We start from the raw sequence: 11,518 nt of genomic DNA, 5'->3' as shown, positions 1-11,518 counted from the left end.
TCGATCCCGGCGACACAGACTCAACCATCCTCGGTATAGCAAAGCAGCGTCAAACCCGCCAAAAACGCGACCAAGGGCGGCGTCCAGGCGGCCATGGCGGGCGTCAACACAGCCGCCTTGCCCAAAGCGCCGCATAACTCGTTAAAGAAGAAGAAACCAAACCCCAAGGTCACGCCAGCGCCGGCCAGGCCCGCGAGACCACCCAGCCGCATCAACCGCAGCGAAAACGCGGCCGCCAGCACCGACATCGCCACGAACAGCAGCGGCGTGGCCAGCACCTGATGCAGGCGCAGGCGCAGCGAGACCGACGAGAAGCCGGCCGCATCGGTGCGCCTGATGGTCTCGGGCAGGCGCCATATGGCGATCGCCTGGGGGTTGTTGAACCGCTCGGAGGCCGAGCGGTCGTCGAGGTTCGACGGCACGGTCTGGCTGTCGGAACGGATAGCCCCCGTACCCGGCGCGGCCTCGCGCACGCCCGTCAGCTGCCAAAAACCGGGCTCGAGCTTGGCCTCTGCCGCTTCCATGCGCCGCGAGAACTGCAGACTGCCATTGGGCGCGATCTTGTAGATGAAGAACGACACGCCGCGCAGGCGCACGGCGCCGTCTGCGGCTTGGTCGCGGGCCCTGGCGCGTATGACGATCTGGGTCTTGTCGTCGCCCTGACGCAGCCACAGCCCCTTGGGCGCTGACTTCAGGTAGTTTTCCATCATCGCGTTGCGCGAGGTTTCGAATTGCGCGCTCATCGCCGAGGTCAGCGGATTGAGCAGGGTGACGGTCAGCAGGCCCATCACGAAGGCGGCGACGGCGGCGGGCATGATGAACCGCCAGGCCGAGACCCCCGCCGCGCGCATGGCGATCAACTCGCTGCGCCGGTTCAGGCCGACGAAGGCCGACAGCGTGCCAAACAGGAAGATGAACGGCGTCAACACCAGGATCGTCGCCGGGGCCTGCAGAACCGTCAGGAAAAGAAGCTGGACAAAACTGACATCGGCCCGGCTGCCGACGTTCTTGGAGATATCGACGAAGGCGATCAGCATCACCAGCGTGCCGACCACCGCCAGCGCGCCGGCCAGGGCGCCCAGGGTCTTTTTGAGCACATAGCGCTCGATGATCCCGACGCCGATCATCGCGCCCCCAAGGGTGTCATGAGGTCATGATGGCCGATGGCGATATAGCGATTGACCTTTTGGCGGAAAATTTGGGCCAATCCCCACCAGATGGCGCCCAGCGGCACGGCGTATTGCAGCAGATTGAGCCAGACGTCGTTGTCGCAGGCGGCCTTGACGCCAAAGCCCAGGATCTGGACCACGGCCGCCGCAGCGCCGACTGCGGCGATCCGCTTGCCATAGCCCATCCGGCTGAACGGGCCGCCGATCACCGCCGCCAGGGCCATGGACATCATGGCGAGGTTGTAGAGCGGGCTGGCCAGCCGCCAGTGGCCTTCCGACAGCAGCTTCACGCGGTTGTGCTGTTCCCACTCCTGGGTCAGGTCGGGGAAGAACAGCTCGTGCGGATAGCGGTCGCCGATCTTGTAGTGCAGCAGCTCGTCGCTCTGGAACAGCGCGCTGAGGTCAAAGGTGTATTCGTCCCAGGACAGGTATTGCAGCACGCCGGCGCTGGAGAATTCCTGATTGGAGCCCTTGCGGAGGATCAGCACCGGCAAGCCCTTGCGCTGGACGATCACGCCTTCGCGGGCCGTGTAGGTGATCGCGCCGCCGTTGGCCTTTTCCTGGTGGATGAACAGGTTGTGGATGACCTCGTCGCGGTCGATCGTCTGGGCGTAGACAGTCAAGCCGGGACCGGGCTCGGTGAACTCGCCCGGACGGACCAAGGTCGAGGCGAGATCGGACTTGATGTCGAAGAAGGTCTCGCGAATCGCCCGTGAGCTCCAGGGCGCGACCCACAGGCTCATGCCCAGCGAGATCAGGGTGGCCACTACGGCCAGGCGGACGGCCGGCGAAATCACCCGCCAGCGACTCATGCCGCCCGCGAAGCAGACGACGATTTCCTGCTCGGTGTGCAGCCGGTTCAGCGCCACCAGGGTGGCCACGAACAGCGCGATCGGCAGGATCATGCCCAGCAGCTGGGGCAGGGCCAGGGCGATGATCTTGAAGAACACCATCGCCGTCTGGCGCTGTTCGATCAGCACGTCGAATTCCGCCAGGCTGCGGGCCAGCAAGGCGAGCGCGATCAAGGCCAACGTCGCCAGTAGCGTCGGACCGAGGAACTGGCGGAAAAGATAGCGTTCGATCAGGCGCATCGACGACGGATAACGGGGAAAGCGGAGTCGCGCGGCGAACCCCCGGAAGGGCTTCCTTCTACACGGCGTGTTCGCATGCGCACAACCGCTCAAGTCAGGCCGCAAAGTGGCCATCCCCAACATTGGGGGGAGAGCCTCGCCGCCGACCTCGTCGATTGGTCCTTTTCTTCGTGTCTGGTTTGCGCCAATCCAACGGGTGGAAGGTCCTCCAAGGGCTCCACAGGTTTGCAGGAGCGCGTCATGCGTATCGAGTTCGTCCCCGCCGACACCCTGGCCGGCGCCAACGCCGCCCTCGCGGTCCTGGCCTATGAGGCCGCCGCCCTGTCGCCCGAGGCCAAGGCCGTCAACGAGGCCAGCGGCGGCGCCCTGGCGCGCGCCGTGGCCGGCGGCCGGTTCACCGGCGCCAAGGGCCAGAGCCTCGACCTCGTCGCGCCCGCCGGCCTGGAGGCCGCGCGCGTTGTGTTGATCGGCGTCGACGGCGACGGCGCGGTCGAGCCGGAGACGATCGAACTCGCCGCCGCCCATGCCTTCAAGGCCGTGGCGACCTCGGGAGTCACTGAACTGGTCTTGAAGCTGGGCAACGACGCCGAGACCGCCGCCCGCGCCGCCTTCGGCGTCAAGCTGGCGGCCTACCGGTTCGACAGATACCGCACCACCGAGAAGGCCGAGAAGAAGCCCTCGGTGACCGTGGTCAAGATCGCCGCCGCCGACCCCGCCAAGGCCCAGAAGGCCTTCGTTGCTCTGGAAGCCGTGGCCGACGGCATACTGTTCGCGCGCGACTTGGTGTCCGAGCCGGCCAATATCCTGCATCCCGAGGAATTCGCGGCCCGCGTCAAGGGTCTCGAGCGACTGGGCCTGGAGGTCGAGATCCTCGGCGAGGCGCAGATGGCCGAGCTGGGCATGGGATCCTTGCTCGGCGTCGGCCAGGGCAGCGTCCGCGAGAGCCAGCTGGCGGTGATCAAGTGGTACGGCGCGGCCGACAAGTCGGCCCAGCCCATCGCCTTCGTCGGCAAGGGCGTCTGTTTCGACACCGGCGGCATCTCGATCAAGGGCGCCGAGGGCATGGAGGACATGAAGTGGGACATGGGCGGCGCCGCTGCGGTGTCCGGCCTCATGCACGCCTTGGCCGGCCGCAAGGCCAGGGTCAACGCCATTGGCATACTGGGCCTGGTCGAGAACATGCCCGACGGCAACGCCCAGCGTCCTGGCGATGTGGTCACCTCGATGAGCGGCCAGACGATCGAGGTCATTAATACCGACGCCGAGGGCCGCCTCGTGCTGGCCGACGCGCTCTGGTACTGCCAGGAGCGCTTCAAGCCAAAGTTCATGATCGACCTGGCCACCCTGACCGGGGCGATCATCATTTCTCTGGGTCATGACTTGGGCGGTTTGTTCAGCAATAACGACGGCTTGTCGGAAAAACTTCTGGCCGCCGGCAAGGCCGAGCGCGAGCCGCTGTGGCGCATGCCGATGCCCGCCGCCTATGAGAAGCAGATCGAGAGCCCGATCGCCGACCTGAAGAACATCGGGGGTCGCCCGGCCGGTTCCATAACCGCGGCCCTGTTCCTGCAGAAGTTCGTCAACGGTGTGCCGTGGGCGCATCTGGACATCGCCTCGGTGGCCTGGCGCAAGCCCTCGACCGATCCGACCGTGCCGGACGGCGCCGTCGGCTTCGGCGTTCGGCTGCTGAACCGGCTGGTCGCGGACGCCTACGAGGCCTAGCCCCTTGACCGCCGCGCCCTGCGACATCTGGTTCTACCACCTGGAGCGCACCGCGACGGAGCAGGTGCTGCCCGAGCTGCTGGAAAAGACCCTGGGGCGCGGCTGGCGGGCGCTGGTGCGCGGTGGCGATCCGGCGCGGTTGCGGGCGCTGGACGCTCACCTGTGGACCTTCAGGGACGACAGCTTCCTGCCCCACGGGCTGGACGACGAGCCGATGGCCGACCGCCAGCCGGTGCTGCTGACCGACAAGCTCGACAACCCGAACGGTGGTCAGGCGTTGTTCCTGCTCGACGGCGCCGAGCCAGGCGATCTGACGGGGTTCGAGCGGTGTATCCTGCTATTCGACGGCCGCGACGAGGAAGCCCTGCGTTTGGCGCGGGGTCGATGGAAAGCTTTCAAGGGCGCGGGCCACCCCGTGTCCTACTGGCGCCAAGGCGCCGAACGGGGATGGGAGAAACAGGCATGAAGCGTTTCCTGCTGGCGGGCGCCGTCTTGGTGCTGGCCTCGTGCTCCAGCGCGCCCGAACCTGCGCCGATGCCGCCGCCGTCTACGCCGACCGCCCCGCCGGCCATCGCCTTGCCCGCGGGCCCGACGGCCGAGAAGGACCAGTGCGGCGTCAAGGAGGCCCAGGCCTTCGTTGGCAAGAACCGCACGTCGCTGCCCGCGCCGGTCGATCCCTCGCGCTGGCGCGTGGCCTGCACCACCTGCCCAGTGACCATGGACTACCGCGCCGACCGGCTGAACATCCTGTTCAATCCCGACACCGGCGTGGTGCAGCAGGTGAAGTGCGGCTAGAGCATTTCCCGACCTGACTGCGTCAGGCCGTGAGCTCTAATCTTTTGTTTTGACGCATTTTTCTTCACGCGAACCGGGACCACTTCGCTCGAAAAATGCTCTAGGCCGCGCCGTCTAGTGATGATGGGCGGCGGCGACGTCCAATTCCCGCAACCGCCGCCGCCAACGGGGGTCGCGCTCTTCCGTCAAGCCGAAAATCTGCAGGAACCCGACCACCGCCATCGGCGGTGGCGGAGCGCGGGGCGCGGCTAGCACGGCCAGCGGCGCGGGCGGCGCCGTGGCCTGAACCATCAGCGGCGCCACCATCCAGCGCTCTGACCAGGCCATGACTTCAACGCCGGGATGAGCGCGCAGGTGAGGACAGTGCTCCAGCGAGCGCTTGACGCAGGCGTCGTGCAGCGGGGCAATCGAGCCGGCGTCGATCATGATCTGATCGTTGGGCAGGGCGGCCGGCAAGGCCCCGTCCAGACCCTTGGCGCGCAGCAGGCCGGCAGGGACCCGCTTGGCGATCTGGGTCCAGCGGTCGCCGGACGCCGTGGGCTGGCCACACATCGGGCACAGCATCTTGGCGACCGTCTCGCGCTGGCGGCGAAAGTGGTTCATCGAATATTGCGGTCGGCCCAGGCCGGGCCGCTCGGCCTGGCAAATGGCCAGGCGGCCGCCGATGCTGGGGCAGGGGCGAACGCCCAGGTCTTCCTCGTCGCTCCAACTGGTCACCCAAGGCACATCGACCCCGACCTTCAACCTGGATTCTTGAGCGGGCATGGAGCGTCTCGTCACGAACGGTCCAGCCATTATCGACCAGGTTCGGTGCGGACGTAAGCCCTTGACGCGCTAACGGGTTCCGACGCCCGGGAACAAGGCCGGCTCGCCATCGAACACGCCCAGATAACCCAGCTCGCCCAGCAGCGGCGTGACCGTGTCGGCATAGTCGCCAGAGGGCTGCGAGGCGTGGAGGGGCAGGGTCGCAGGGCGGCCGGTTTGATCCTGCAGGCGATAAACGGTCCACTGCTTGCCCTTGGGCGCCGGGGCGCCGGCGCTCAGATAGCGGTGCTCCCAACCCACCAGGGCTGGCTTGCGACCGATCTCGACATCGAACGGCCGGTCCCTGAACGCCAGGTCCATGTCCAGCCGCATGGCCTCGGCCAGCCGCTGATCCAGCCATTCGCCGAACGCCAGAAGCACCGACGCGGCCGACAGGCCTTCGGGGTTGGCGACGATGTGGTTACGGGAGGCGGGTCCTGAGCTCATGGGAACAGGGGTAGCGGCATCCTGTCACAGAAGGCCTAAAGGACGTGGTTTAACGGTGTTTACCACATTGAGTTGAACCCTCTCCCCTCTGGGAGAGGGTTTCTTTCTTCTATCGCCCTAGGCCTGCGCCTCGGCCAGTTCTTCGGCCAGGCCCATCCAGGTCGCCTCGGCGTCCGTCAGCTTGGTCTTCGCCGCATCCAGCCGCTTGGTGAGCTCGGCGACCTTGGCCGGGTTCTTGTAGAGTTGTGGGTCGGCCAGTTGCGCCTCGAGCTCGCCGAGCTGGCGCGTGGTACGGGTGACGACCTGTTCGGCGGCTTCAATCTTGCGCTTCAGCGGTTCGATGGCGACGGTCTTCTTGGCGGGCGTCGCGGCGGCGGCGGGCGCAGCCTTGGCCTCCTCGCGGGCCACTTGGCTGGGCTTCACCGACTGCTTGGCGCGGTCGAGCACGAACTTGGCGTATTCGTCCATGTCGCCGTCGAAGGGCTTCACGGTGCCATCGGCGGCCAGCCACAGGCGGTCGGCGACCAGCTCCATCAAGGATCGGTCGTGGGTGATCAGGATCACCGCGCCCTCGTAGTCGTTCAAGGCGTCCAGCAGGGCGCGGCGGCTGTCGATGTCCAGGTGGTTGGTCGGTTCATCGAGGATCAGCATGTGCGGCGCGTCCATCGCCACCATGTTGAGGAGCAGCCGGGCCCGCTCGCCGCCCGACAGGTTGGCCACCGTGGTCTCCTGCTTCTCGAAGCCGAGGCCAAACTGGGCCAGTTTCGAGCGGCGCGAGCTTTCCGAGGCGTCCGGCAACGCCCGGCGGATGATCTCCAGCGGGGTGTCGTCGGGGTCCATCGCCTCGATCTGGTGCTGGTGGAACCAGCCGACCTTCATCTTGCGGTCGCGGTGCAGCTCGCCCGACTGAATCTTCAGCGCCCCGGCGATCATCTTGGCGAAGGTCGACTTGCCCGCGCCATTGACGCCCAGCAGGCCGATCCTGTCGTCCAGATCCATGCGCAGGTTGAGGTTCTTGAGGATCGGACGCTCGGCCTCGTAGCCGACATAGGCATGTTCCAGCCGGATCAGCGGCGGGGCCAGAGGGCGGGGCGGCGAGGGCAGGGTGAAGGGCGCGACGCGCTCCTCGATCGTGGTGGCCACCGGCTGCATCTTGGCCAGGCGCTTCATGCGAGACTGCGCCTGGGCAGCCTTGGAGGCCTTGGCTTTGAAGCGGTCGACGAAGGCTTGCAGGTGGGCGCGCTCGGCATCCTGCTTGGCCTTGGCCGACAACTGCAGACGAGCCTTCTCGGCGCGGCGTTCCTCGAAGTCGTCGTAGCCGCCGGTGTAGAGCTCCAGCTTGCCGCCGGCCAGGTGCAGCATGTGGGTGCAGCTGTTGTTGAGCAGCTCGCGGTCGTGGCTGACGATCAGGGCGGTATGCGGGTACTTCTGGAGCCTGGCTTCAAGCCAGAGGGCGCCTTCCAGGTCGAGATAGTTGGTCGGCTCATCCAGCAGCAGCATGTCGGGCTCGGCGAACAGCGCCGCGGCCAGGGCCACGCGCATGCGCCAGCCGCCGGAGAACTCGGCCATCGGCCGGGCCAGGTCTTCTTGGGAAAAGCCCAGGCCTACCAGGATTTCCGAAGCCTTGGCGGGCGCGGCGTCGGCGTCGATCTCAATCAACCGGGCCCAGATCTCGCCCATGTCCTCGGGTTCGGCGGTGTCCAGGCTGGTCAACAGCTTGTGGCGCTCCTCGTCGGCCTCCAGCACGGTCTCCAGCAGGGTAAAGGGGGTGGCCGGGTGCTCCTGGTCGACCGAGCCGATCCGCGCGCTCTTGGGCAGGCTGATCTCGTCCTCGCTGGCCTGCAGCTGGCCGAGGATCAGCTTGAACAGCGTGGACTTGCCCACGCCGTTGCGCCCGATCAGGCCAACCTTGGCGCCGGGGGGCAGACTCACGCTGGCGTGGTCGAAGAACTTCCGACCCCAGGCGATGAAGGTCAGGTCTTTGATCTGGAGCATATGATTTGAAGGTACGCGGCGGGTTGGCGGGGAGGGAGCGCCCGGCTATAAGCCCGCAACCTCCCAATCCACAAACTTTCTGTGTGAGATAATTCGGACCATGACCGAACGCACCTTCTCGATCATCAAGCCTGACGCCACGCGTCGCAACCTGACGGGCAAGATCAACGCCGTCATCGAAGAGGCCGGTCTGCGCATCGTGGCCCAGCGCCGCGTCAAGCTGACCGACGCTCAAGCCAAGACGTTTTATGAAGTCCACGCCGAGCGCCCGTTCTACGGCGAACTGGTCGAGCAGATGACCGCCGAGCCGGTCGTCGTCCAGGTGCTGGAAGGCGAAAACGCCGTCCTGAAGTACCGCGAAGTGATGGGCGCCACCAACCCGGACAATGCCGACGAAGGCACGATCCGCAAGCTGTTCGCCCTGTCGATCGGCGAGAACTCGGTCCACGGTTCGGACAGCCAGGAGAACGCGGCGATCGAGATTGCCCAGTTCTTCAAGGACGAAGACATCGTCGGCTAAGGCTTTCAGCCTCGGCGAGGTTCGCCGGTCCAAGCGATACTGGAAAGCGGCGCGGCCTATGGTCGCGCCGCTTTTCGTATGCGCGCACACACGCGGTCGCGTATAAAAGTCGCCTCTCGCTCTCCCGCGCCGTTTGGGGAGCGTGAAGGCGGAGAGTAGACACGTGAGTGAAAACAGCGAGCAGATGGATCATCTGCTCAACACGCCCGATCTCGCCAACGTGCTGGAGAGTGACGGCTTCCGGCAATTTCTGGATCAGGCGCCGATCGCGATCGCCGTCTCCGAATTGCACCCTGTCGAACGCATCGTCTATGCGAATCTGGAGTTCGAGCGGCTGAGTAGCCACTTGAGCGCGGACCTTGAAGGCAAGTCCTGGGGCGCCTTGCTGGGGCGCTCGGCGAAATCGGACGACGACGACGCGCTCGGTAGAGCTGTGGTCGAGGATCAGGACTATATCGGCGTCTTTTCGTTCACCCACGGCGATGGCGGGCAGGCCGTCGACGCCTGGTCGAACATCATCCTGGACGACTCCGGTGCCCCGGTGTTTCGCATGCTGGCGCTGGTGGCCGCCACCGGCCGCGATTCCATCGAACAGCGCATACTCGACAAGGATGTCTTGCTGCGCGAACTGCAGCATCGGGTAGCCAATAATCTGCAAATGATCACGGCGCTGATCCGCATCGAGGCGCGCAATGCGCCCGAGGACGCCCAGGACGAGCGCTTCAGCCGGCTCGCGGGCCGCGTCGAAGCGTTGGGCCTGCTCTACCGCGCCCTGTCAGAGGAAGGTTTGGCGGAGACCGTCGATCTGGGGGTGTATCTCAGCGAGATCGCCTCGGCGGTGATGCGGGCGCACGCGGTCGAAGGCATCCATCTGGACCTCCAGGTCGACACCTGGCCAGTCTCGATCAACGTCGCGATGCCGACGGGCCTCGTTGTCAATGAACTGCTGACCAACGCGCTGAAGCACGCTTTCAAGAACCGCGACGGCGGCACGATCAGCTTGCACAGTCTCGTGGACCACGAAGGATGCAGGGTGGTGGTCTCCGACGACGGCGATGGCCTGGAGCCGGGCTATGTCTGGCCTCGGCCTGGCAAGCTCAGCAACATGATCGTTCAGTCCTTGCGCCAGAACGCGAACGCTCGGGTCGAGGTTGACGCCGCGCCCAACGGCGGCATGCGCGTCACCATGGTGTTCAGCCGAGCCGACGCCTTGCCAGCGATGGCCACCGCGACGGCTTCCGCCAGCCCGTCCCGATCACGGGACTAGACGCCGGCAAGATCCCGGCAGAAGGCCGCCAGGACCGCCACATAGAGCCGATGCTCCTGCTCCAGCACCCGGTCGCTGAGGCTATGCTCGGTGTCGCCCGGCAGGATCGACACGCGGGCCTGGCCCAGGACGGGACCCTCGTCGACGCCGGCGGTGACCAGATGGACCGTGCAGCCGGCCTCGACCTCGCCGGCCTGAAGGGCGCGGCCGTGCGTGTCCAGGCCGGGATATTTCGGCAGCAGGGAGGGGTGGATGTTGAGCATCCGGCCTTCCCAGGCGTTCACGAGGAACGGGGTCAGGATGCGCATGTAGCCGGCCAGGGCCACGACCTGGATTCCGCGCGCGCGCAAGACGGCGTTGATGGCGCGTTCGTGCGCCTCGCGATCCTTGGCAAACTCGCGCTGGCCGATGGCGACCGCCTCGACGCCGGCCGCCTGGGCCGTGGCCAGTCCGCCAGCCTCGGGCTTGTTGGACACCACCAGGACGATCTCGAACGGACAGGCGGGGTCCTGGGCGGCGCGGACCAGGGCCTCCATGTTGGACCCTCGGCCGGAGATCAGGACGGCGACCTTGGTTTTCGTCATCAGTGTGTCCCAATCCTTCTCCCCTTGCGGGAGAAGGAAGCTAGGCTTGAACAAGCTGCCCGCAGACAAACGCGTCCTCGTCCGCGTTGAGCAACGCCGCCAGCACCGGCTCGGCGTCGGACGCGGCGACGATCAGGATGAAGCCCACCCCGCAGTTGAAGGTCCGGCGCAGCTCGTGGTCTGAAATGCCGCCCTCGCGCTGCAGCCAGTCGAAGACCGGCGGCAGGGGCCAGGCGCTCCAGTCGAACAGCGGGACCAGGCCCTCGGCGATACAGCGCGGCGGGTTCTCGATCAGGCCGCCGCCGGTGATGTGGGCGCCGCCCTTGACGCGGCCCGACTGCAGCAGGGGCAGGATCGACTTCACATAGATGCGGGTCGGGGCCATCAGGGCCTCGGCCAGGGTCTTGCCCTCCCCGCCAGGAACGGGGAACGGGCAGGGCGCGTCCCAGGCCAGGCCCGAGCGCTCGACCACCCGGCGCACCAGGCTGTAGCCGTTGGAGTGCGGGCCCGACGAGCCGATGCCGATGATCAGGTCGCCGGCCCGTTGCTTGTCCAGCTTGGGCAACACGTCGTCGCGATCGACCGCCCCCACCGAGAAGCCGGCCAGGTCATATTCGCCGTCGCTGTACATGCCCGGCATCTCCGCCGTTTCGCCGCCCACCAAGGCCGCGCCGGCCAGCTTGCAGCCCTCGGCGATGCCGGCCACCACGCTCTTGGCGACCTCGAGGTCCAGCTTGCCGGTGGCGTAGTAGTCGAGGAACAGCAGAGGCTCGGCGCCCTGGGCCAGCAGGTCGTTGACGCACATGGCCACCAGGTCGATCCCGACCGTGGCGTGCATCTTGGCGTCGATGGCGATGCGCAGCTTGGTGCCGACCCCGTCGGTGGTGGAGACCAGCAGCGGGTCGTCATAGCCGGCGGCCCTGAGGTCGAACAGCGCACCAAAACCGCCCAGGCTCCCGTCGGCGCCGGGCCGGCGGGTGGCCTTGGCCAGGGGCTTGATGGCCTCGACCAAGGCAGCGCCTGCGTCGATGTCCACGCCGGCCTGGGCGTAGGTTAGGCCGTTCTGCTGGTCGCTCATGGGTTCGCTCTGGGTCGAGGTTGGCCCAAAGGGCCAATTTGGAAAG

General features: G+C 66.6%; 12 protein-coding genes. 5 read left to right on the top strand and 7 right to left on the bottom strand.

The genetic code is table 11. From position 1 onward, the window contains the following. Positions 1-20 precede the first annotated feature (20 nt). A complete protein-coding gene (gene lptG / locus ACP7AG_RS01995) occupies positions 21-1,127 on the bottom strand; it encodes an LPS export ABC transporter permease LptG (protein ID WP_426011413.1) in 1,107 nt (368 codons plus the stop codon). After that, the gene (lptF, locus tag ACP7AG_RS01990; RefSeq protein ID WP_426029610.1) at positions 1,124-2,260 is read right to left on the bottom strand and encodes an LPS export ABC transporter permease LptF; all 1,137 of its coding nucleotides are present in this window, start codon (positions 2,258-2,260) and stop codon (positions 1,124-1,126) included. The genes lptG and lptF overlap by 4 nt, the downstream gene beginning before the upstream one ends. A 240-nt stretch (positions 2,261-2,500) precedes the next feature. Here lptF and ACP7AG_RS01985 point away from each other — a divergent pair, with 240 nt between their 5' ends. The 3 genes from ACP7AG_RS01985 to ACP7AG_RS01975 are packed head-to-tail and all read left to right on the top strand — an operon-like array spanning position 2,501 to position 4,777. Next, positions 2,501-3,982 (top strand): leucyl aminopeptidase, encoded by a 1,482-nt coding sequence (locus tag ACP7AG_RS01985; protein ID WP_426029609.1) that lies wholly within the window; start codon positions 2,501-2,503, stop codon positions 3,980-3,982. A gap of 4 nt (positions 3,983-3,986) precedes the next feature. After that, complete coding sequence (locus ACP7AG_RS01980) at positions 3,987-4,448, top strand: DNA polymerase III subunit chi (protein WP_426011416.1); 462 nt, start codon at positions 3,987-3,989, stop codon at positions 4,446-4,448. Next, the gene (locus tag ACP7AG_RS01975) at positions 4,445-4,777 is read left to right on the top strand and encodes a peptidase inhibitor I78 (RefSeq protein ID WP_426011417.1); all 333 of its coding nucleotides are present in this window, start codon (positions 4,445-4,447) and stop codon (positions 4,775-4,777) included. Before ACP7AG_RS01980 ends, ACP7AG_RS01975 begins: the two co-directional genes overlap by 4 nt. Before the next feature lie 114 nt (positions 4,778-4,891). Here the strand turns inward: ACP7AG_RS01975 and ACP7AG_RS01970 are convergent, their stop codons facing one another. The 3 genes from ACP7AG_RS01970 to ACP7AG_RS01960 all read right to left on the bottom strand — a co-directional run bounded on the left by ACP7AG_RS01970 (position 4,892) and on the right by ACP7AG_RS01960 (position 8,023). Beyond that, complete coding sequence (locus ACP7AG_RS01970; protein ID WP_426029608.1) at positions 4,892-5,542, bottom strand: hypothetical protein; 651 nt, start codon at positions 5,540-5,542, stop codon at positions 4,892-4,894. Positions 5,543-5,611: 69 nt separating this feature from the next. Then, a complete protein-coding gene (locus ACP7AG_RS01965; RefSeq protein ID WP_426011419.1) occupies positions 5,612-6,028 on the bottom strand; it encodes a hypothetical protein in 417 nt (138 codons plus the stop codon). A gap of 117 nt (positions 6,029-6,145) precedes the next feature. After that, entirely contained in the window at positions 6,146-8,023 is a 1,878-nt protein-coding gene (locus tag ACP7AG_RS01960) for an ABC-F family ATP-binding cassette domain-containing protein (RefSeq protein ID WP_426011420.1), read from the bottom strand. Between the two features lie 100 nt (positions 8,024-8,123). On the opposite strand from ACP7AG_RS01960, the gene ndk reads away from it, so the two are divergent. Together ndk and ACP7AG_RS01950 are read left to right on the top strand one after the other, a co-directional pair. Continuing rightward, positions 8,124-8,543, top strand: coding sequence for a nucleoside-diphosphate kinase (gene ndk, locus ACP7AG_RS01955; RefSeq protein WP_426011421.1), 420 nt, complete (start codon positions 8,124-8,126; stop codon positions 8,541-8,543). Positions 8,544-8,685: 142 nt separating this feature from the next. Next, a complete protein-coding gene (locus ACP7AG_RS01950; RefSeq protein ID WP_426029607.1) occupies positions 8,686-9,810 on the top strand; it encodes a sensor histidine kinase in 1,125 nt (374 codons plus the stop codon). Here ACP7AG_RS01950 and purN read toward each other — a convergent pair. Together purN and purM are read right to left on the bottom strand one after the other, a co-directional pair. Continuing rightward, entirely contained in the window at positions 9,807-10,394 is a 588-nt protein-coding gene (purN, locus tag ACP7AG_RS01945; protein WP_426029606.1) for a phosphoribosylglycinamide formyltransferase, read from the bottom strand. The genes ACP7AG_RS01950 and purN overlap by 4 nt on opposite strands. 40 nt (positions 10,395-10,434) lie before the next feature. Next, entirely contained in the window at positions 10,435-11,472 is a 1,038-nt protein-coding gene (purM, locus tag ACP7AG_RS01940; RefSeq protein WP_426029605.1) for a phosphoribosylformylglycinamidine cyclo-ligase, read from the bottom strand. Positions 11,473-11,518 lie beyond the last annotated feature (46 nt).

It is taken from the genome of Caulobacter sp. DWP3-1-3b2 (assembly GCF_049896325.1).
Lineage (GTDB): Bacteria > Pseudomonadota > Alphaproteobacteria > Caulobacterales > Caulobacteraceae > Caulobacter.
The sequence above is the reverse complement of the archived record's forward strand: the minus strand, read 5'-3'. Positions and strand labels throughout refer to the sequence as shown.